Source organism: Bacillus sp. WC2507 (assembly GCF_052656125.1).
Genome location: NZ_JBQXPN010000001.1, coordinates 4088583 through 4110321, shown reverse-complemented (window position 1 = coordinate 4110321; position 21739 = coordinate 4088583). Strand labels below are relative to the sequence as shown.

General features: G+C 35.9%; 24 protein-coding genes, 3 other RNA genes and 1 riboswitch. Of the genes, 22 read left to right on the top strand and 5 right to left on the bottom strand.

Annotation, left to right across the window (positions count from 1 at the left end):
• Nucleotides 1–227: 227 nt before the first annotated feature.
• Nucleotides 228–404 (bottom strand): hypothetical protein, encoded by a 177-nt coding sequence (locus ACUN28_RS21620; protein WP_001982922.1) that lies wholly within the window; start codon nt 402–404, stop codon nt 228–230.
• An 85-nt stretch (nt 405–489) separates the two neighbouring features.
• On the opposite strand from ACUN28_RS21620, the gene ACUN28_RS21615 reads away from it, so the two are divergent.
• Complete coding sequence (locus tag ACUN28_RS21615; protein WP_016088612.1) at nt 490–732, top strand: hypothetical protein; 243 nt, start codon at nt 490–492, stop codon at nt 730–732.
• Between the two features lie 15 nt (nt 733–747).
• Nucleotides 748–1092 carry a YppE family protein gene (locus tag ACUN28_RS21610; RefSeq protein WP_016088611.1) on the top strand — a complete coding sequence of 115 codons (345 nt, stop codon included), beginning with the start codon at nt 748–750 and terminating at the stop codon, nt 1090–1092.
• A 26-nt stretch (nt 1093–1118) separates the two neighbouring features.
• Here ACUN28_RS21610 and ACUN28_RS21605 read toward each other — a convergent pair whose 3' ends face one another.
• Nucleotides 1119–1310: a YppF family protein gene (locus ACUN28_RS21605; RefSeq protein ID WP_016088610.1), complete on the bottom strand. Its 192-nt coding sequence runs from the start codon at nt 1308–1310 to the stop codon at nt 1119–1121.
• 176 nt (nt 1311–1486) lie between these two features.
• On the opposite strand from ACUN28_RS21605, the gene ACUN28_RS21600 reads away from it, so the two are divergent.
• The 13 genes from ACUN28_RS21600 to pbuX all read left to right on the top strand — a co-directional run bounded on the left by ACUN28_RS21600 (nt 1487) and on the right by pbuX (nt 13020).
• Nucleotides 1487–1981 (top strand): YppG family protein, encoded by a 495-nt coding sequence (locus ACUN28_RS21600; protein ID WP_445423418.1) that lies wholly within the window; start codon nt 1487–1489, stop codon nt 1979–1981.
• A gap of 156 nt (nt 1982–2137) precedes the next feature.
• Entirely contained in the window at nt 2138–2572 is a 435-nt protein-coding gene (locus ACUN28_RS21595; RefSeq protein WP_016134022.1) for a CotD family spore coat protein, read from the top strand.
• A 56-nt stretch (nt 2573–2628) separates the two neighbouring features.
• Nucleotides 2629–3183, top strand: a complete 555-nt coding sequence (locus tag ACUN28_RS21590; protein WP_016088607.1) for a DUF1273 domain-containing protein — start codon at nt 2629–2631, stop codon at nt 3181–3183.
• Nucleotides 3184–3280: 97 nt separating this feature from the next.
• Nucleotides 3281–3619, top strand: a complete 339-nt coding sequence (gene gpsB, locus ACUN28_RS21585; protein ID WP_000622425.1) for a cell division regulator GpsB — start codon at nt 3281–3283, stop codon at nt 3617–3619.
• 87 nt (nt 3620–3706) lie between these two features.
• An RNA gene (rnpB, locus tag ACUN28_RS21580) (RNase P RNA component class B) lies at nt 3707–4097 on the top strand.
• Between the two features lie 180 nt (nt 4098–4277).
• Nucleotides 4278–5417, top strand: a complete 1140-nt coding sequence (locus ACUN28_RS21575) for a THUMP domain-containing class I SAM-dependent RNA methyltransferase (RefSeq protein WP_000521222.1) — start codon at nt 4278–4280, stop codon at nt 5415–5417.
• Between the two features lie 61 nt (nt 5418–5478).
• Nucleotides 5479–5661 carry a DUF3921 domain-containing protein gene (locus tag ACUN28_RS21570; RefSeq protein ID WP_016088594.1) on the top strand — a complete coding sequence of 61 codons (183 nt, stop codon included), beginning with the start codon at nt 5479–5481 and terminating at the stop codon, nt 5659–5661.
• A gap of 138 nt (nt 5662–5799) precedes the next feature.
• On the top strand, nt 5800–7737 hold the full coding sequence (locus ACUN28_RS21565; RefSeq protein WP_016088593.1) for an ATP-dependent DNA helicase: 1938 nt from the start codon (nt 5800–5802) through the stop codon (nt 7735–7737).
• 101 nt (nt 7738–7838) lie between these two features.
• Nucleotides 7839–9356, top strand: a complete 1518-nt coding sequence (gene ypwA / locus ACUN28_RS21560) for a carboxypeptidase (RefSeq protein WP_016088592.1) — start codon at nt 7839–7841, stop codon at nt 9354–9356.
• Nucleotides 9357–9401: 45 nt separating this feature from the next.
• On the top strand, nt 9402–9875 hold the full coding sequence (locus tag ACUN28_RS21555) for a GNAT family N-acetyltransferase (protein WP_033660050.1): 474 nt from the start codon (nt 9402–9404) through the stop codon (nt 9873–9875).
• Between the two features lie 154 nt (nt 9876–10029).
• Nucleotides 10030–10776 (top strand): type I methionyl aminopeptidase, encoded by a 747-nt coding sequence (locus ACUN28_RS21550; RefSeq protein ID WP_016088590.1) that lies wholly within the window; start codon nt 10030–10032, stop codon nt 10774–10776.
• Between the two features lie 116 nt (nt 10777–10892).
• A riboswitch (purine riboswitch) is annotated at nt 10893–10994 on the top strand.
• 106 nt (nt 10995–11100) lie between these two features.
• Nucleotides 11101–11694, top strand: a complete 594-nt coding sequence (locus ACUN28_RS21545; protein WP_016088589.1) for a xanthine phosphoribosyltransferase — start codon at nt 11101–11103, stop codon at nt 11692–11694.
• Nucleotides 11695–11697: 3 nt separating this feature from the next.
• The gene (pbuX, locus tag ACUN28_RS21540) at nt 11698–13020 is read left to right on the top strand and encodes a xanthine permease PbuX (RefSeq protein ID WP_016088588.1); all 1323 of its coding nucleotides are present in this window, start codon (nt 11698–11700) and stop codon (nt 13018–13020) included.
• A gap of 14 nt (nt 13021–13034) precedes the next feature.
• Here the strand turns inward: pbuX and ACUN28_RS21535 are convergent, their stop codons facing one another.
• Nucleotides 13035–14198 carry a DUF418 domain-containing protein gene (locus ACUN28_RS21535; protein ID WP_016088587.1) on the bottom strand — a complete coding sequence of 388 codons (1164 nt, stop codon included), beginning with the start codon at nt 14196–14198 and terminating at the stop codon, nt 13035–13037.
• A 549-nt stretch (nt 14199–14747) separates the two neighbouring features.
• On the opposite strand from ACUN28_RS21535, the gene ACUN28_RS21530 reads away from it, so the two are divergent.
• Complete coding sequence (locus ACUN28_RS21530; protein WP_016088585.1) at nt 14748–18407, top strand: dynamin family protein; 3660 nt, start codon at nt 14748–14750, stop codon at nt 18405–18407.
• Nucleotides 18408–18410: 3 nt separating this feature from the next.
• Here the strand turns inward: ACUN28_RS21530 and ACUN28_RS21525 are convergent, their stop codons facing one another.
• Nucleotides 18411–18665 carry a DUF3931 domain-containing protein gene (locus ACUN28_RS21525; RefSeq protein WP_000369740.1) on the bottom strand — a complete coding sequence of 85 codons (255 nt, stop codon included), beginning with the start codon at nt 18663–18665 and terminating at the stop codon, nt 18411–18413.
• Between the two features lie 72 nt (nt 18666–18737).
• Here ACUN28_RS21525 and ACUN28_RS21520 point away from each other — a divergent pair, with 72 nt between their 5' ends.
• From ACUN28_RS21520 to ssrS (ACUN28_RS21500), 5 genes are all read left to right on the top strand, one after another.
• Entirely contained in the window at nt 18738–19205 is a 468-nt protein-coding gene (locus ACUN28_RS21520) for a GNAT family N-acetyltransferase (protein ID WP_016088584.1), read from the top strand.
• Nucleotides 19206–19226: 21 nt separating this feature from the next.
• Nucleotides 19227–19499, top strand: a complete 273-nt coding sequence (locus ACUN28_RS21515) for a YpbS family protein (RefSeq protein WP_016088583.1) — start codon at nt 19227–19229, stop codon at nt 19497–19499.
• Between the two features lie 2 nt (nt 19500–19501).
• Entirely contained in the window at nt 19502–20335 is an 834-nt protein-coding gene (locus ACUN28_RS21510; RefSeq protein WP_016088582.1) for a sulfurtransferase, read from the top strand.
• A 116-nt stretch (nt 20336–20451) separates the two neighbouring features.
• A non-coding RNA gene (gene ssrS / locus ACUN28_RS21505) (6S RNA) lies at nt 20452–20634 on the top strand.
• A gap of 21 nt (nt 20635–20655) precedes the next feature.
• A non-coding RNA gene (ssrS, locus tag ACUN28_RS21500) (6S RNA) lies at nt 20656–20839 on the top strand.
• Nucleotides 20840–20893: 54 nt separating this feature from the next.
• Here the strand turns inward: ssrS (ACUN28_RS21500) and ACUN28_RS21495 are convergent.
• Nucleotides 20894–21343 carry a hypothetical protein gene (locus tag ACUN28_RS21495; RefSeq protein WP_016088581.1) on the bottom strand — a complete coding sequence of 150 codons (450 nt, stop codon included), beginning with the start codon at nt 21341–21343 and terminating at the stop codon, nt 20894–20896.
• Nucleotides 21344–21426: 83 nt separating this feature from the next.
• On the opposite strand from ACUN28_RS21495, the gene ACUN28_RS21490 reads away from it, so the two are divergent.
• The gene (locus ACUN28_RS21490; RefSeq protein ID WP_000169032.1) at nt 21427–21738 is read left to right on the top strand and encodes a hypothetical protein; all 312 of its coding nucleotides are present in this window, start codon (nt 21427–21429) and stop codon (nt 21736–21738) included.
• The last annotated feature ends 1 nt before the right edge of the window (nt 21739 follow it).

Sequence of the window (21739 nt, the reverse complement as noted above, 5' to 3'; positions counted from 1 at the left end):
CTCAAAACTTAATGAATATAAGAGATTAAGGATGCTTCAGAAATGAGCATTTTGTAAAAGTACTAAAATTGCATTTTATCCCGCATTAACGGGCAGAAGACCCCGTCTCAAAATTCAGCGAAAGTAAAGAATTTTGAGACGGGGGTCGGGCTGCCCGTAAAAGCCCGATTGGTGAAGGCTAATAATCAGTGGGGAATGAACAAAACCCCACTGATTAAAGTTTCACTTTATGTAGCAGGGAAGTTTGGACCATCTAACTTTGGATTGCCAGTCTCGGGTTTATTTTGTTTGTTTTGTTTTTTCTTTTTTTCGTTTTTATTCTTTGCCATTTTCATACACCTCCTTTTTGTATTGTTACCATTTCTATAAATCACATACAAAATGATTTCTTTGACGAATAACAACTAGTTTTGTCATGTGGGCAGGAGTGAGAAATCATTCGGCGAAATTACATGACAAAGGAAAAGCAAAGAAGGAGGCGTTTTGTATATGGCGATGGTTCAGAAGGAAGATGTAATGAAAACAATGGATCAAATGTTAAGTTCTCTCGATTTGCTGGAAATGAATATAGGGGTTAGAATGAATCATGCATTGAAGGATAAGAGTGAAAAAATATGTAATAAGATAGAAATAACAGAAATGCATATTGAGCATATGGAAAATAAATTAGTGCATCACGAAGAAAAAGGGAATTGGGTGAAGGCATTTCAAAACGTCGTAGTGAGTGCATAATAAGGTGGGAATAAAATGAAGTATGAAGCATTAATACAATCTTCGGAAAAACTCATGCAGTATAATAATGAAGCGAATGTGAAAAAAAGAGAAATGATTGAATACGATTTTTATAAGGATATGAAACCATTTGTAGATATGGTAGATGAGGAATTAAAAGTGTGGAAAGAATTAGCTTATAAATGGATTAAGGAAGAAAACCCGAAGTATATACATGTACAGCAAATTGATCAAGTGTACGATAATTTACAAACAAATGTATTGCAATGTTTTGTAAATAAAGGCAAAGGTAAGCGATTCTTTGAAACACACCAAGCCATTTCGTATACTTTGCAAAATATAATTGAGCAATGTAAGTAACAAGAGGGGAAACCCTCTTGTTTTTTTTATGCTTCTGTCATTGTTGAAGGTTTTGTTGCACCGTTTATTTCTAATTCTCTTATTAATATTCGGTAATCTGAAATGCCTATTTTTCCTTCGAGATACCAATGTCTCGCAAAGTCTAACAATTCATTTACATTTTCTGTGTAATACCCCTTTTTTTGAGAAAACGCTTGTTTTAAATCCCCTAATACCATGTTGATTCCTCCCCATGAGAATCTTCTTCTTCATTATCATAGCATGGAAGGGTTTTCTTTTTTAATTTTTTAAAAATTTAAACTTCCGACAAAAATAGACAGATACTCCGTCACACATATTATTTTACTGGTACATATTATATATGTAGAAACTTATGTGAAGGAGGAGAGAATGCATGTTTCAACAATCAAACGTATATCAGCAAGCTAATCCATATACACAGCAAAATATGTACCAATATAATACGGATACATATTTACGGTATAATATGTATCCTTTCGAGCCTCATTATGGAAATCAAAATTATTACCAGCCATTTGAAGTGTCGTTTATGAATCAACAGCAACAACCTTATATGAATCAACAACAGCAGCCCTATATGGATCAACAACAGCAACTTTATATGAATTCACAATACTATATGCCACCACCATCTCCCTATGGAAATCAACAAGCGATGTTTTATCCACCAAAACAACCGTACCCGACGCAGAATAAACAAAAACAACAACAGCAACCGAGTCAATTTTCTAGTTTTGTTTCCCAATTTAAAAACTCAGATGGTAACTATGATGTAAATAAAATGATGAATACAGCTGGACAAATGATGAATGCGATGAACCAAGTGACAGGTATTGTAAAGCAAGTTGGAGGTTTTTTTGGTAAGTAATCATAGGGGGTTGTCTATAAAAAGCATTACGTATAAAGCAGAAGGCTAGACAAATTTCCTTGTAATAAATGGGTATATATAACAAACGGCTTTCCCTCTTTTCTCATATTGTAAAGTGTAGTCAGATTTTTTTAACGAGAGAGGAGAGAAAAAACTATGCATCATTGTCATCCTTGTTTTGGAGGGCATAAGCCTGTAGGACCTATCTGTACAACTGCTCCTGTCATTCATCCGACGAAACAGTGTGTAACACATTCTTTTTCAACAACGGTGGTGCCACACATTTTCCCAACACATACAACACATGTACATCATCAACAAATTAAAAACCAAAACTTCTTCCCACAAACAAACTCAAATGTAAATGTTGTAGATCCAGTTGACCCAGGATTTGGCGGCGGATGTGGACCATGTGGTCATGGACATCATGGACATCATGGACATTTTGGACATCAAGTATCTCCATTTGGACCAGGACCAAACGTGTCACCATTTGGACCAGGACCAAATGTATCACCATTTTTACCAAACAATGTATCACCAGTAGGTCCGAATATTGGACCAAACGTTGGTGGAATATTTAAAAAGTAAATGATATGTTAGAACTAGCGAAATGCTAGTTCTTTTTTTGTAGTTGAGGTGTAGATATGAAAGTTGTTGCTGTAACAGGATATAAGCCATTTGAACTTGGCATATTTAAAAATGATCATCCAGGAGTAGAATGTATAAAAAAGGCGCTGCGTCGTAAATTAACTGCTTTTGTAGAAGATGGTTTGGAGTGGGTGATTATAAGCGGACAGTTAGGAGTCGAATTATGGGCTGCTGAAGTTGTTTTTGAGATTCAAGTAGAATATCCAGATTTAAAATTAGCGGTATTTACTCCTTTTTTAGAACAAGAAGAAAATTGGAAGGAAGATAACCGTGAATATTACGAATTTATTCTTTCGCAAGCAGATCACATTGATAGTATTACGAAACGGAAGTATGAAAGTCCAGAGCAATTTAAATTAAAGAATCAATTTTTTATTGAAAAAAGCGATGCACTTTTAGCTGTATATGATGAAGAAAAGCCTGGAAGCCCTAAATATATTGTAGAAGCAGCTAAGAAAAAAGGAGAAATAGAAAATTATCACAGTTATTTCATTCTTTTTTCTGATTTACAAGATATAATGGAAGAGGAACAGTGGAATAATGCAGAGTAATATGTAATATAGTACTCGTATATTTGATTGACAAAAAGCATTGTTTCTGAAAAAATTTAGGTAATGAAAGCTTTGGCAAAAATTTGAGGTGAAGAAAATGATTTCGGATAAAATTAAATTAACAGCGAAAGATATTTTAGAAAAAGAATTTAAAACAGGCATGAGAGGCTATCAACAAGAAGAAGTAGACAAGTTTCTTGATATGATCATTAAAGACTATGAAGCTTTCCACAAGGAGTTTGATCAATTAAAGCAACAAAATGCTCGTTTAAAGCGTGAATTAGAGGAACAAAAATTAGTAGCAACGCAAGTGCCACAACAACCAGTTGTACAAACACCAGTTGCACAACCTGTATATAACAACACGAATACGGACATTTTAAAACGTCTATCTAATTTAGAAAAAGCTGTATTTGGAAGTAAGTTATACGAATAATTTCTGGTGGTAAAAAGGTTAAAGCATTTTACATAGAAAAAAACATTGCAAAATCTTTTTGTTTCCACTATACTAATGGATGTCATAACGTTTGGGTAATCGCTGCAACGCCAACGTTGTAGAGGAAAGTCCATGCTCGCACGGCCTGAGATGGCTGTAGTGTTCGTGCCTAGCCAATTCATAAGCTAGGGTATTCTGGCTGTAAGGCTGGTTTAACGGCAGGGAAAAAACCTAAGTCCTTTCGGATATGGTTTGACTACCTTTAAAGTGCCACAGTGACGAAGTCCTTGAAGAAATGATAGGAGTGGAACGAGGTAAACCCCACGAGCGAGAAACCCAAATAATGGTAGGGGAATCTTTTCCAAGGAAATGAACGATGGGAAAGGACAGGTTGTATAACCTGTAGATAGATGATTGCCACCGGAGTACGAGGCGTGGGCCGTTTGCAGTACAAAGGAACAGAACATGGCTTACAGAACGTTATGAACCAACTATGAAATAACTCAGCTCTCCTTTGTTAGAGGAGGGCTTTTTATTTGTATGAAGTTATAAATTATGAGTTAAAATGGTTAATGAGAAAATTCTTCGTAAAATGTAATAATTAATAGGACAAATTGCTGTTAATTATTGTTTGACTATACATAAGAGGTGAATGCAAATGGGAAAAGTTACTTTAATCGCAACAGCGGCCATGGGTATTGAAGCATTAGTTGCTCGAGAAGTTCGTGATCTTGGTTATGAATGCCAAGTGGAAAACAGCAAAGTAACATTTGAAGCAGATGAAAAGGCGATTTGTCGCACGAACTTATGGTTACGTACTGCGGACCGTGTGAAAATTAAAGTTGGCGAATTCAAAGCGACAACATTTGATGAGCTGTTTGAAAAAACGAAAGCATTAAACTGGGGAGACTATATTCCAGAGAATGGAGAGTTCCCTGTAATCGGTAAATCATTAAAATCTGAGTTGTTCAGTGTTTCGGATTGCCAACGTATCGTTAAAAAAGCTGTCGTTGAAAAATTAAAAACAACATATAAACGTACAACTTGGTTTGAAGAAGATGGTCCGTTATTCCGTATTGAGATTGCAATGCTCAAGGATATTGCAACATTAACAATTGATGCGAGTGGTGTTGGGCTTCATAAACGTGGATACCGCATGGATCAAGGGGAAGCTCCTTTAAAAGAAACATTAGCTGCGTCTTTAATTAAATTAACAAACTGGAAGCCAGATCGTCCTTTCGTGGATCCTTTCTGTGGATCAGGTACAATTCCGATTGAAGCAGCATTAATAGGACAAAATATCGCACCAGGATTTAACCGTGGCTTCGCATCAGATGAGTGGGGCTGGATCGGTAAACAAAACTGGCGTGAAGCTCGTCAAGAAGCTGAAGATTTAGCGAACTATAATCAACCACTGCAAATCATCGGATCAGATATTGATCATCGTATGATTCGAGTTGCTCAAGATAATGCAGAAGAAGTAGGTTTAGGTGATTTAATTACATTTAAACAAATGCAAGTAAAAGATTTCACGACAAAAGAGGATTATGGCTATGTTGTAACGAATCCTCCATACGGAGAACGTTTAAGTGAAAAAGCGCTTGTTGAACAATTGTACAAAGAAATGGGACAAGTATTCCGTCCATTAGACACATGGTCAGCGTATGTATTAACAAGTTACGAAGCATTTGAGAAGTGCTACGGAAAAGATGCATCAAAGAAACGTAAACTGTTTAACGGATTTATCCGTACAGATTACTACCAATACTTCGGAAAACGTCCACCGCGTAATTCATAGTATAAAACTCCTCCAGCGCGCATATACTGGCTATTATGTAATGCGTAAAGGAGGAACTGATATGGATAGTTTCCAATTATCAATGATTCAAAAAGCTATTCACCGTACGTATGATGAGCTCGGGAAAGAAGTGGATAGTCAAGGTGTGATTGCAGATGAAATACAAAAAGCACAAGAAGAATATTTGTCAGCTCTTTCACATGAAACAGCGATTGATAAACGGTATTTAAAGTCATTAATATAGAAGAAAATTTTCCTTTTTCGAAAGGAAAATTTTTTTTCGTGTATTTCTATGTATGGCAACAGGGGAAAGTGGCTGCACACATATGAGTAGCAGTTACTATATCTTTTTATAGAAAAACTTTTTGGTTGGAGGCTAAGGATGTTTACTGAGAAGAGATTACCATTTGAAGTAGGAAAACAAGATAATTTTTATGATAAGTTGAATGAATGGATTGGAGATGTATTTTACGACATCCTTCCGGAAAAAGGCTTTGAAGAGCGTGATGAACAAATTTTTATGGCGTTTCAATTAGAGCGTGCTTTCCAAGAAAAGAAAGTAATGTTCGCAGAAGCGGGTGTAGGAACAGGGAAAACAATTGTATATCTTCTATATGCAATTTGCTATGCACGTTATACTGGAAAACCAGCTATTATCGCTTGTGCTGATGAAACGTTAATTGAGCAGCTTGTGAAAGAAGAAGGGGACATCGCTAAGTTATCTGAAGCATTAGGACTATCTGTTGATGTTAGACTTGCGAAATCAATGGATAATTATTTATGTTTACGTAAACTTGAAGATGTTATGAGTGGACGAGCTCCAGAAGTAATTGAGGATGTATATTATGAATTACCGCAGTTTGTATTCGATCATGGTACGATGCAAAACTTTACTCACTACGGTGACAGAAAAGAATTTCCGCTTTTAAATGATGAGGAATGGTCAAAAGTAAATTGGGATTACTTCCAAGATTGCTTCACTTGTGATTCTCGTCATCGTTGTGGTCAAACGCTTTCTCGCGAGCATTATCGTAAAGCAGCAGATTTAATTATTTGTTCTCAAGATTTCTATATGGATCATATTTGGACGTACGATGCTCGTAAGCGTGAAGGACAAATTCCGTTATTACCAGAAAGTAGCTGCGTTGTATTCGATGAAGGACATCTTGTAGAATACGCAGCTCAAAAAGCTTTAACGTATCGTTTAAAGCAAACGATGATGGAGCAACTGTTAACAAGATTGTTGCAAAACGATATTCGTGAAGAGTTCGCACATTTAGTAGAAGAAACAATTTGGCAAACAGAGCGATTCTTTGATGTTTTACAAGAACATAAAAAGGAAATCGCCGGTTCTGATCGTTTAGAAATTACTGTGACAGAAAAAGTAACAGCTGAAGCGAAGCGACTTTATGCGAAAATTGGTGAAGTCGGTGATGCATTAGTATTTGAAAGTGAAATGCATACAGTAAACACGTATGACTTAAATATCGTTGATGAACATTTAGATGTGTTAGAACATTCACTTCGTCTGTTCATGCACGAGAAAAATGTAATTACGTGGGGTGAAGAAGGTGATGGAGCCTTCACGTTAGTGATCATGCCACGTGCAGTTGAAGAAGTGTTACAAGAGAAAGTATTCTCGAAGAAAATCCCGTATATTTTCTCTTCTGCTACGCTATCTAATAACGATTCATTCGCATTTACAGCAAATAGCCTAGGGGTAAAAGATTACTTATCATTCTCAGTTGCCTCACCGTTTGATTATGAAGAGCAAATGGCAGTAAACTTACTATCACATACGAAAGAAAATGAATGGGAAAGAAAGTGTCAATATACACTTGAAAATATACAGAAAACAAATGGACGTACGCTTGTATTATTCCGTACAACGCAAGAGCTTGCAGCGTTTAAAGAATATGTAAGTAAAGAGCAAATGTCAGTTCCGTTCTTATATGAAGGGGATCAAGAAATTAGTCAGCTCGTTTCTCGTTTCCAAAATGAAGAAGAGACTGTGCTTTGTGCCGTACATTTATGGGAAGGTTTAGATATTCCTGGTTCATCATTATCACATGTTATTATTTGGTCATTACCATTCCCTCCAAACGATCCTGTGTTTGAAGCGAAGCGTAAACATGTAAATGACCCATTCTGGGATGTAGATGTACCATATATGATTTTACGTCTTCGTCAAGGGATTGGCCGTTTAATCCGTACGAGCGACGATAAAGGTGCTATATCGATCTTCTTATCTGATACAGAAGATGAGAAAGTGGTAGAAGCGGTGAAAAACGTACTACCAGTAGAAGGTAAAGAATTATAAGGAAAAAGCTTGGCGTTTGCCAAGCTTTTTTTCTATTATAAAAGGAATTTAGATTTCCATGTCGAATTAAGTTTGAGGTAGAAAAGGGAGGTTTTTATACGATGACAGTAGCTACATATGAAGTAGAAAAACAATTTTTAACATATGTGAAGAAAATACAGAATTACGGAGAAGCATTAAGCTTAATGTTTTGGGACTTGAGAACAGGGGCGCCTAAAAAGGGTGTAGACCAGCGTTCGGAAGTAATTGGTATGCTTTCATCAGAAGTGTTTGCCATGTCGACTTCAGATGAGATGGGGAACTATTTAACAGAGCTTGAAGCTTTAATAAGTGAAGATAAACTATCTGAAACGACGAAGAAAATGGTTGAAGAGTGTCGTAAAGAATATGATAGAAATAAGAAAATTCCACAAGCGGAATACGAGGCATATGTGAAATTAGAAGCGAAAGCAGAAAGTGTGTGGGAAGAAGCTCGCGAAAAATCTGATTTCGAAATGTTCCGTCCATACTTAGAAAAAATTGTTGAATTCAAAAAGAAATTTATTACATATTGGGGTTACGAAACATATAAATATAATACATTATTAGATATGTATGAGCCAGGTATTACAGTAGAAGTGTTAGATCACGTATTTGGTCAACTTCGTGAACGTATCGTTCCGCTCGTAAAAGAAATATCGGAGTCACAAAAGAGATTAAAGACAAGTGCTTTATCAGAACATTTTTCAAAAGAAAAACAAAAAAACTTTACATTAGAGCTATTAAAGCAATTGAATTATGACTTTGAAGCAGGTCGTCTTGATGAAACGGTACATCCATTCGAGATTACATTAAATAGAGGGGATGTTCGTATTACGACACGCTATGATGAAAAAGATTTCCGCATGGCTGTGTTTGGAACAATTCATGAATGTGGTCATGCAGTATACGAACAAAATATTGCAGAAAAATTTGAAGGTACACCGCTATGTAGTGGAACATCTATGGGTATTCATGAGTCACAATCACTATTCTTCGAGAACTTTATCGGTCGTAATAAATCATTCTGGAAGAAAAATTATGATTTATTAAAAGAGTATAGCGATGGTCAATTCAATGATATATCAGTAGATGAGTTTTATGATGCGATTAACGAATCGAAGCCATCGTTCATTCGTATAGAAGCAGATGAGCTTACATATCCGCTTCACGTCATGGTTCGTTATGAACTTGAGAAAGAATTATTTGATGGTACATTACAAGTGAAGGATTTACCAACAGCTTGGAATGATAAGATGGAAGCATATTTAGGAATTCGTCCGGAAAACGATGCACAAGGTGTATTGCAAGATGTTCATTGGGCTGGTGGTTCATTTGGATACTTCCCATCTTATGCGCTTGGTTACATGTATGCAGCGCAATTTAAGCAAAGAATGTTAAATGACATTCCAAACTTTGATGCATTATTAGAAGAAGGAAACGTAACGCCAATTCGCGAATGGTTAACAGAAAATATTCACCAATACGGTAAAACGAAAAAGCCACTTGAAATTTTAGAAGATGTGACAGGCGAAGGATTAAACGCAAACTACTTAGCAGATTATTTAGAAGCGAAGTATAAAGAAATCTATGAGTTATAAAAAAGAGCTGCTTAATTGCAGCTCTTTTTTAAAGGGGATGGGAGAATGGATTATACATATACAGTAATGACGCAAGAAGAAGCAGAAGAAATTGCATATAACTGGCATTATGAAGGGAGATATTCCTTTTACGATATAGGGGCAGATGAAGAAGATTTAGCTGAATTTTTACATGATGAGAGTAGAGGAGATCATGCATTTTCTGTGAAGGAAAATGGCACTCTTATTGGGTTCTTCACTGTTTGTAAAATAAATAATGGAACAGTTGATATAGGTCTTGGAATGAGACCTGATATAACCGGAAATGGATTTGGTTTACAGTTCGTAAACGCCGGACTAGCTTTTAGTAAAGAAAAATACGGGTGCAATGATATAACACTATCAGTAGCGACATTTAATAAAAGAGCAATTAAAGTGTATAAAAGAGCAGGATTTGAAGCAATTGGAACATATATACAGAAAACAAATGGTAGTTGTTTTGAGTTTTTGAAAATGAATTATATATGTAAAAATGATTAAGAAACAGAGGGGAGCTTCTGTTTTTTTATTTTGATTTAGAAATATAGGATACATATTTTTGTACTTGTTGTAATTGGGAGTTTTGAAATTTTGACAGAGGATGTGTATGATTGAACTTTAGTAGCAAATAGCAGGTTTAGCAAGGAGAGGTAGAATGATTACAATTAAAACGAAAAATGAAATAGATTTGATGCACGAATCTGGAAAATTACTTGCTTCATGTCATAGAGAAATTGCGAAGATGATAAAGCCAGGTATTACGACAAAAGAAATTGATACGTTTGTTGAAGCATATTTAGAAAAGCATGGTGCAACATCTGAACAGAAAGGTTATAACGGATATCCATACGCAATCTGCGCATCTGTAAACGATGAAATGTGTCACGGTTTCCCTAGTGATGCACCTTTACAGGAAGGAGATATTGTGAAAATCGACATGGTAGTAAACTTAAAAGGTGGTCTCTCAGATTCTGCATGGACGTATATAGTTGGAAGTGTTTCTGATGAAGCGAAAAGGTTATTGTTAGCAGCTGAGAATGCTTTATATAAAGGAATTGATCAGGCGATAATCGGTAATCATGTAGGAGACATTGGCTATGCAATTGAAAGTTATGTAGCAAATGAAGGTTTTTCTGTCGCAAGAGACTTTACGGGGCACGGGATTGGGAAAGAGATTCATGAAGAACCAGCGATTTTTCATTTTGGCAAACAAGGACAAGGTCCAGAATTACAGGAAGGAATGGTAATTACGATTGAGCCAATTGTAAATGTAGGTATGCGATATTCTAAAGTAGATTTAAATGGATGGACTGCGAGAACGATGGACGGGAAATTATCAGCTCAATATGAGCATACAATTGCGATTACAAAAGAGGGGCCGATTATTTTAACGACGCTTTGAAATGTTATGTAAGAGTTTACAAAACTCGAACGAAAACAGTGGTTTTTAAAATTTTGTACGTGTTTTTTTGATAAATGCTTTTCAAAGTATAAAAAGTGCGTTATAATCCTTCTATAAAATAAATAGTTAGCTACACTCATATAATCGCGGGGATATGGCCTGCAAGTTTCTACCGAAGTACCGTAAATACTTTGACTATGAGTGAGGACGAATATATTTGCTTGTTTAGCATTCTTTTTTGCGAAACTCCAAAAGCGCGTCTCTCACTTGTAACGAGTGGTGGCGGCTTTTGGAGTTTTTTATTGCATAAGAGGGGGAACAAACATGAAAGTATTACAAGAAAAGATTTTGAACGAAGGAAAGGTTTTATCTGGTGACGTATTAAAGGTAGATGCATTTTTGAATCATCAAATTGACCCAGTACTTATGCAAGAGATCGGAAAAGAATTTGCTAAACGTTTTAAAGAAGAGAACATTACAAAAATCGTAACGATTGAATCTTCAGGCATTGCACCGGCAGTTATGGCTGCATTAGAGCTTGGTGTAAAAGTAATCTTTGCAAGAAAACGTAAATCGTTAACGTTACAAGATAATATGTACGTTGCAAACGTATATTCATTTACGAAAAAAGAAACGAATGAAATTTCATTATCTCGAAATCATATCGATGAAAATGACCGTGTTTTAATTATTGATGACTTTTTAGCAAACGGTCAGGCTGCTTTAGGTTTAATGAGTTTAGTAGAGCAAGCTGGAGCGAGTATTGCAGGAATTGGTATTGTTATTGAAAAAGCATTTCAAGATGGAGGAAAGAAGCTTCGTGAACAAGGAGTTCGTGTTGAGTCACTAGCAGAAATTGCATCACTTGATAACGGCACAGTTACATTTGTACAGCAAGAAACTGCGGAGGTGAAATAAACGATGAAGCAACATCCATTTAAAATTGCATCGCTTGGTATGCAGCATATGCTTGCTATGTATGCTGGCGCAATTATCGTTCCGCTTATTGTGGGCGGCGGACTTGGTTTAAATCAAAAAGAGTTAACATATTTAGTCTCGATTGATTTATTAATGTGCGGCGTTGCGACGATTTTACAAGCATTATCAAATCGCTTTTTCGGTATTGGACTTCCCGTTGTACTTGGTTGCACATTTACAGCGGTTGGGCCGATGATCGCAATCGGGAAACAATACGGCGTGTCTTCTATTTATGGAGCGATTATTGCTGCCGGGTTATTCGTTGTTATTTTTGCGAAATTATTTGGAAAGCTTGTAAAACTGTTTCCACCTGTTGTAACAGGATCTGTCGTTACTGTAATTGGAGTTACACTTGTTCCAGCAGCAATTAATGATATGGCTGGAGGAGTAGGAAGCAAGGATTTCGGTAGTCTTGAAAATTTAGCATTAGCATTTGGTGTGTTACTATTTATTATCATTATGTATCGTTTCTTTGACGGATTTATCCGTTCAATCTCTATTTTATTAGGTCTTTTATTTGGTACAATCGTTGCAGCATTTATGGGGAAAGTAAGCTTGCAAGCGGTTGGAGAGGCTGATTGGTTCCATGGTATTCAGCCATTTTACTTCGGTACACCAACATTTGAATTGACGCCAATTATTACGATGATTTTAGTTGCTTGCGTAGGGATTGTGGAAGCAACAGGTGTTTACTTTGCATTATCTGATATTTGCAATAAAAAGATCGGTGAAAAAGAATTAACAAAAGGCTATCGCGCAGAAGGATTGGCGATGGTGTTAGGTGGTATTTTTAACGCGTTCCCATATACAACATACTCTCAAAACGTAGGACTTGTTCAATTAACTGGAGTAAGAAATCGCGTTATTATTTATACTTGTGGTGGTATGTTAATCGTTCTTGGGTTCATTCCTAAAATCGCAGCTATTACAACAATTATTCCGAAATCAGTACTTGGCGGTGCAATGTTAGCAATGTTCGGTATGGTAATGGCATATGGTATTAAAATGTTAAGTAGCGTTGATTTTGGAAGACAAGAAAATTTATTAATCGTTGCATGTTCTGTTGGGATTGGGCTTGGAGTTACAGTCGTTCCTACTTTATTCTCACAACTTCCTGAAAATATTCGTATTTTAACAGATAACGGAATTGTACTTGGAAGTGCGTCAGCAGTACTTTTAAATATTGTATTTAATATGGTGCCGCAGCGTAAAGCGAAAGTAAAAGAAGAGCCAGTTTCTATACAAAGTGCAGTAAGAGAAGCGTAAAAAGCAAGGTCTCGTTATGAGACCTTGCTTTTCTTTTTAAGTGGCATCATTTTCCCGTACGTACCAAGACGCCAAATGTACTCAAGTGGCCCGTATTGATAACGTGACAGCCACCAGCGGCTAATAAAGATTTGCAACGTGTAGAAACCGATGCAGAATAGTGGTCCTACCCATAATGGAGCAAGATAATTATTTTTGAACAATAGTCCGAATACAAGTAACGTAACAATTGTATGTGAGATGTAATTTGTTAACGCCATTCGACCAACGTATTGGAATGGACGTAATAATGTTTGCCATTTTTCTTTTTGTAATAAACGCATGAGCGTGAAAATGTAGAAGATGAATAATGTCTTTCCGCTAAACATTGTAAAGGCCTGCATATAAATTGGTTCATAAGATGGTTTTGATAAGAAATAACGGACCATGAAGAACCACATTGGCAATGTTAAAATGAACATAATAATTTGCCATTTTTTAAGCTTTGGATCTAACTCTTTCGTACGGCGGAAAATATCCTTTTTACCGGCATATAAACCAAGTAAAAATAGCCCAACCGTTTCTGGGAGCATGAATACGTTTAGTCCAATTCCATCAGCATAAAATGCATGGAAACGATTTTGTATTTGTGACACCCAGTCTTCAAGTGGCATGATTGGTAAGGATAACCCAAGTTCCTCCTTTGGCATGAAGGCAATACCAATACTAGCAATTAGCATAAGAAATTGAGAAATACTTAATAAAAAGATGGCCCATATTAAAATTGTGCGAGGTTCTCTCTTATAAAATAAAAATAAGAAAAATCCAGCGATTGCATACGTATGTAAAATGTCTCCGTCCCATAAAAGAACGTAATGTAAGAAACCAAATAATAATAAAATAAGTAAGCGACGAACAAATAAAGTTTTTGGTCGATCTGTTTTCGCTTCAGCACGAGTCATAAAAATGTAAAAGCCTAGGCCAAATAAAAATGAAAAGATAGTATAAAACTTTGTTTGAATAAACATATCATAAAACAGACGGATATAGCTATCTAGCCCCTCATAAATTCCGGAAAGATCACGTGAGTCAATCCCAGCGATAACAGGCCAGTTTACAAGAAAAATACCTAGTACAGCTATTCCTCTAATAATATCGATGGAGTGTATCCTCTCGCCTTGCGTAATATTTTGTGTCATTATTTTCCTCCTTGTTAAGTAATTCCCTTTTATTATACAAAATGTAAGATGGAGGGTATAGGGTAGATTTCCATTTTTTTTAACTATTAAGTTGCGTAGTATGAGATATAATAAGAGTGCACAACAAGTTTTAATCTTCTTCAAAACAGGCAGTAAAGCTCCTTATTATAAGGGGCTTTCTTTATGAAAAGTGTTGATAATGATTCTCTTTAATGATAAAATGTATTCAAAAGTGATAATCATTATCAAAAAAGGTTGGTGTATGAGTATGGTATATGCATTAGTAGCAGGTACAGTTGCTGTATATGCAGTTATTACAAAGTATGTTTTAAATGGAGTAGGAACAGCAAAATGAGTGATATGACATAAAATCCCTTTCATTTGTAAAAAGAATGAAAGGGATTTTTTATTTTTAATGAGAATATGCTGAAAATTTAGTATGATAGTAAAGTGAAACTGTAATCAATGAGAGGATGTATGTCCCGTTGATTATGAGCTCGCAAATAGCGGGGAAAAGTATATACATCTTGGATAAAGGGGAACAAGGGGATGACAAACATAGTACAGACAAACGGTATGAAAAAACTTGTTTGTTTTTATGAAGAGTGGCAAAAACACGGCGATGCAGAGAATAGTTTAAAGTTGTTTGAGGTGATTCAAAAATATAAGCAAGAGCAGCTTATGATTGCGTTCTGCGGTCACTTCTCTGCAGGGAAATCAACGATGATGAATCATCTATATAAAGCGCAGTTGTTACCAACAAGTCCAATTCCGACAAGCGCTAACGTTGTCAAAATTGAAAAAGGGATGGATCGTGTTGTTGTAACGGTTAAATCTGGAGAACAGTACGAGTATGACGGTGCATATTCAGCTGAAGAATTAAAACAAATTTGTAAAGACGGTGATGAGGTAATTGGTGTTCACATTTATCGGAATGATGCGCCAATTCCTGAGGGTGTTATGTTAGTTGATACACCAGGGATTGATTCAACAGATGATGCCCATCAACTAGCGACAGAATCAACGCTGCATCTAGCAGACGTAATTTTTTATATGATGGATTATAATCACGTCCAATCGGAAGTGAATTTACAATTTGTTAAAGAATTGAAACAACGTAATAAAACGGTTTATCTCGTTGTAAATCAAATAGATAAACATAAAGAAAATGAATTATCGTTTGAGGATTATAAAGATAGTGTAAAACAATCGTTCTCTAACTGGGATATTGAAGTAGATGGAGTGTATTATACTTCATTACGAATGATGAACCATACACATAATGAAATTGGAAGCTTAGAAACATTAATTACTTCTATTATGAAAGAAAAAGAGCAGTATGTAAGAGATGGAATGGAGCGAGAAACAGAATATTTAATGGGGGAACATTTCTCGTTTATTCTTTCTGAAAATGAAAAAGCTCTTTTGAAATATGAGGAAGAGTTAGCATCACCGCTTTCCATTTCAGAGATAGTTGAAAAGAAAGAAGAGCTAACGGAAACGAAACATCGCGAGACTAGTAAAGAATCTCATGTGAGAAACGAATTTATAAAGGGCTTACAAGCTATATTAGATAACGCGTATTTAATGCCATTTGAAATGAGAGAATTGGCAAATGCGTATTTAGAAACGAAATTAACTAAGTTTAAGGTCGGTTTGCTATTTGCGAAAGGAAAGACGGAGCAAGAAAAACAGAGACGTTTAGATGCTTTTTATTCTGCCTTGCAAAAGACTGTTGAAACACAACTTGATTTTCATGTGAAAGAATTTATTGTTGCCTTCTTAAAAGAAGAAGGATTGTTTACAGAGGAAATTGGGAAAGACATATATGCATTAGAAATTGCTTTTGGACCAGAAATGTTAGCCGAAGTCATTAAACAAGGTGCAGGTTTCACAGGTGATTACTTACTTCTTTATACAGCGGATGTAGCGAATGAACTGAAGAAACGTTATTTTGCAAAAGCACAGCAAATTTTTGATAAAAGTGCAGTCGTTTTAAAGCAAAAGGTGAAGGAAGAAGTTGCCCGTATGGAAGAAGAGATAGAAAAATATACGATGTTGCAAACGGCAAAAGAAACGAAATTGCAATACAGTAACAATTTGGAGACATATGAAAGTTATTTGCAAAATGTTTGGCACGAGCGTATTGCTACACCAGAAGGATTGCAAATAGAGGAGATATTGCAAAGTAAAAAACAAATTGTTAGTGAGAAATTTACACTACAAGAGCAGGAAATTGTAAATGATAACGTAGCGGCTCATGAAGAAGAGATAAAAGGAACGGCAGCTTTAAATATTCAGCGTATATTAGAGAAAGTGAAGAAAGCTGAAACGATATTAGAGTCATTGCCAGCGCTGAAACATGTACAGCAAGAGGTAATAGAAAAAAGGCGTCGTGTGGAAACGAAACAATTTACAGTAGCGTTATTCGGAGCTTTTAGTGCTGGGAAATCATCATTTGCCAATGCATTGCTTGGTGAGAAGGTACTTCCTGTATCACCAAATCCGACAACGGCAACGATTAATCAAATTTTGCCGGTTACAGAGGAAAAACCACACGGAACAGTAATGGTTCAATTCAAATCAAAGCAAGCTCTATTAGAAGATATGAAAGCTGTTTATAAGCTGTTTCATTATGAGGTTACTACGTTAGATGAGGCGTTAGCACAAATTGATAAAGTTATGAAATATCCTTCACCAACTGGGAAGCAAAAAACAACATTTAGCTTTTTACGAGCGGTACAAAAAGGGTATGATACGGTTTCTGCTCATTTAGGGGAGCAAGTACAAGTTACATTAGAAGAGTTTTCTGATTATGTAGCGAATGAAGAAAAATCGTGTTTTGTTGAGTACATGGAGCTTTATTATGATTGTGCTTTAACAAGGCAAGGAGTAGCGCTTGTAGACACACCTGGAGCGGATTCTATTAACGCCCGCCATACGGATGTTGCGTTCCAGTATATTAAAAACGCAGATGCTATTTTATTTGTAACGTATTATAATCATGTGTTCTCTCGTGCTGACCGTGAATTTTTAATTCAGCTTGGTCGTGTAAAGGATACCTTTGCTCTTGATAAAATGTTCTTCTTAATTAATGCAGCCGATTTAGCAGAGTCTGAAGAAGAACTTGAAATGGTAAAAGGTTATATCGCAGACCAGCTACTGCAATACGGTATTAGAAATCCGCGTTTATTTGCAATTTCAAGTTTATGTGCGCTTGAAGAGAAACAAGGAAAGAATATTGAAAAAGAGAAATATGGTATTTTACAAAACTCTGGGATTGCTAAGTTTGAGGAATCATTTACATCCTTTATGATGAGAGATTTGATGCTTGTATCTGTGCATGCTTTATATGGTGCATTACAAGGAGCAGGTCAGCTTTTAGTAAATATGATAAATGGTGCAAAGCAGGGGAATGAAGAGAAAGAGAAGCAAACAAAAAAATATGAAGCAGAGCGTGATCAGCTACTTCATATTATTTCATCATATAGTGTGCTTGCCGAAGAGCAGGCAATGCAAAATGAAGTGAAAGAATTGCTTTATTACGTGCACCAGCGTCTATTCCTACGCTATAACGATGTGTTTACTGAATTTATTAATCCAGCGTCACTTCGAACGGATGGAAATGTGAAAGTGCAGTTGCAACAATGCTTTATGGAATTAGTAGCATTTATTCAGCATGATTTATTACAAGAAATGCGTGCGACATCATTACGTCTTGAAAAATGGATAGATGAAGCGATGAAGCGTGCAAAGAATGAAATTGTATTGAACTGTAAAGCAGAGAATAAATCAATTTCTATGAGTGGAACAGTGGATTATGAATATAAAGATATTACACATAAAGAACCGTTCCCGTCAGTTGAAGTAAAAGATTTTAAAAAAGCACTAGCACATTTTAAAAATGAAAAAAGCTTTTTTGAAAAAAATGATAAAGCTTTCATGCAAGAAGATGCTAAAGCGGTATTAGAACCGCTTGTATCAAATTATGTAGCTGATGAAAAAGATTTATTTGTTCATCATTATAAGCAAGAGTGGGATATGAAATGGAACTTATTCCAAAAAGTGATGCAGCAAGATGTGATGAACTATTATGAAAGTATATTATTTGCATTGGCTGAAACAATCGATGTATCACTATATGAACAAAGTAAAGAACAATTGCAAAAGCAGTTAGTAGAGATTGAAAGAGAAATTTATGTTATATAATCATTATGAGAAAAAGATTCGTTCGATTTTCTTTTGCAGTACTGTATCTAAAGATTTTACAAACCCTGCAAATTCATCAGTAGAAATCATATGAGTAAGAACAAGTCGTCTGCCGTCTGGTGTTTCACCGCATAAGACGAATGAAGAAAATTCATATGTTTTGTTTTCTACTACTAATTTTGGATAGGAATACGTGTCGCTTTTTTTCTTCTTTCCATCAATAGAGATGACGTTGCACTTTTTCTCATTGTTGTCCATGGTGAATCCCTCCTTTTTATTATTTATGGTAGACAAGGAGGGTTTAGAACAATAGAGAAGGGGGAATTTTTTATGTCTGTTGTAATAGAACCTATTTCGAAAGAAGCTATACCGAAATCTTTATTGCTGCTTGCTGATCCAAGTGAGCAGCAAATTGATGCATATGTACAAAGAGGGTTAACATATGTAGCTAAGCAAGAGGAGAGTGTTATCGGTGCATATGTTCTTTTGGAAACAAGGCCGAAGACGATGGAAATTATGAATATTGCGGTTGTAGAGCATTTGCAAGGAAAAGGGATTGGGAAGAAGCTAGTAAGTCATGCCATAGAAACTGCTAAAGGATATGGTATGTCAAAACTTGAAGTTGGTACAGGCAATTCTAGTGTTTCACAACTTGCTTTATACCAAAAATGTGGATTTCGTATTTTTTCTATTGATTTTGATTACTTTTCGAAGCATTATGAAGAAGAGATTATTGAAAATGGGATTGTATGCCGTGATATGATTCGGCTTGCAATGGAATTGACTCAGAACGTATAACTTATTTAGGGGGAAGAGAAGATGGAAGTACATAAAGCAATTACAGCACATTCTCGTAAACAAAATGAAAGTGTAAAAGCATGTTTACAATTAGATGCGCAGCGTGAAGCAGCTATTGAAGCAGCCGTATCTCTTGCGTCAAATGGGAAAGAATTTTCGGTTGATGTCATTAATGTTGTAACAAAGCAAATTAATGCTCTTGCAAAAAATGGTGTTACACTACAGCGTAAATATGTTACAGAAGAAATGGTTATGGAGTATGTAAGTCGTTTGCAAGAGAAAGAAGGTCGTTAAAGATGATAGTTACAGTCGAATGGTTACGTGAGCATATAGAAGATGAGAACGTCCGTATAATCGATTGTCGTTTTGATTTAGCGAATCCTAATTGGGGTAGAGAAAAGTATGAGGAAGAACATATTCTCCATGCGTTATATTTTGATTTGAATGTAGATTTATCAAGTCCTGTAACAGAACATGGTGGTCGCCATCCATTGCCGAATATTGAGGAGTTTGCAGACAAGCTTTCGCAAGCTGGTATTGATGAACATACGACAGTAATTGCATATGACAGTCAAGCGGGTGCAAATGCTTCTCGTCTCTGGTGGTTATTAAACTATGTAGGACATGAGAAAGTATATATATTAGATGGCGGATTTCCAGCTTGGAAAGAGAATGGACTACCGGTAACAACGGAAATGCCTGTTGTTATACGAAAAACATTCAAAGCCAATATACAAGATCGTATGCTTGTAACGATGGAAACGGTCAGAGAGAATATTCATGCAGGTGCAGATGTGACGTTAATTGATTCTAGAGAGCCAAAACGTTATGCTGGTGTAGAGGAACTAGTTGATCCAAAAGCAGGGCATATTCCGACAGCAGTAAACTATTTTTGGAAGGATGGAATTGTCCAATCAGGACAATTTAAGAATGAAGCTGGGCAACAAGAACGATTCCAAAATCTTTCGAAAGATAAGGAAACAATTGTATATTGTGGTTCTGGCGTTACAGCATGTCCAAACATTCTTGCATTGAAATTAGCTGGATTCCAAAATGTTAAATTGTATGCAGGTAGCTGGAGTGATTGGATTTCTTATCCAGAAAATCAAATTGCAAAAGAAGAAGATTAATCACTTGCATGCAAAAATAATTTGTATTAAAATAAGGTCACAAGCAAGAAATTGCTCGAAAAACTTTGTATTTTACACATTGGAAACAATGTGATAATATAACGACAAGTAAATAATACATCCTGCGGTGTACGTAACTTATTTATGTCTAAAACCGATGTTAGTTATACGGAAGCTCAATATTTAGCGACCATCATCAAGCCTTCCTTGTGGAGGAAGATGTAAGGTAACTGTGAGGGCATCCACCTGCGAGTAGCGGGTTTTTGGACATTTACGAGGAGCGGCACGTGCGGGGGTCTTATTTCAACTAACATTATATAAAATTCCTACGGTGTACGTAGCTTATGCATGTCTTAAACCAATAAGTTTAATATGGAAGTTCAATATTTAAATGTAGCTAACATGCCATCTTTTTAAGAAGGAAGTTACAAACATTTGTGAGAGCATCCACCTGTGAGAGCAGGTTTATGGACATCTAGAGAGAACGGCATATGTGGGGCTAAATAAAAACCTTAGGTTTTATACGTAAGGTTTTTTTGTTGTATACATTTATCCATGTTATCTTGATTCACCTGTGAAGTTTCCATAATAAATATAGCACTTTCTGTCTTCATCAATCTCTCTTGAATCTAAAGTGAACTCCATATACATGCCGTCGCGCTGAATAAATATGATATCGGAATGAAGAGATGGTAAAATTTCTTCATAGTTCCATACATCTTTACTTTCAATCAAGTTTGAACTCGTATCCTTTAGCTCTCTAATTTCAAAACCGATGTGGAAGTAAGTAGGATCTGAAGGATCGTTAGAAAAAGTTTCTTGTTGAATATATATAACTGCTGTTCCGTCTGGATCTACTGAAGTTGCGGTAACAACATATGTATTTTTATCTTTTATAAAATATTCACAAGTCATGCGTGCGATGATTTCAGAATTAGAAATATTTGCGTAGTTCCATAAAGCAGGATACCCTTTTGTTTCATCATTAAGTCGATATTCTAAGCGCATTTTATCCCTCTTCTTCCTTTTTCTTCTACTTTATCATGCCATCTTATATAATAGGAATAGAATTTAAAAAGGGGAGTGCGAAGGTGACAAAAACGAAATGGCTAGTAGGCGGTGTCGTAACGTCTTTAATGACCGGCACCTTATTTGGCTGCGCACAAGATCTTCCCCCAAAACCGAATGATAATAGTTGTTCAGATTGGGATTGGGATGATGAACTTGGGGTATGGCAGTGTGATGATAGTAGTTCAGGTTATCGTGGGCATTACTTTTATGGTGGGAGTTACTATCAAAATAAATCCACTTTTAAAAATTCATCGGCGTTTAAATCGTATCAATCGTCTGCGGAATTTAAAGGTGGAATTGGAAGCGGTTCAAAGGGAGGATTTGGGGGCTAAA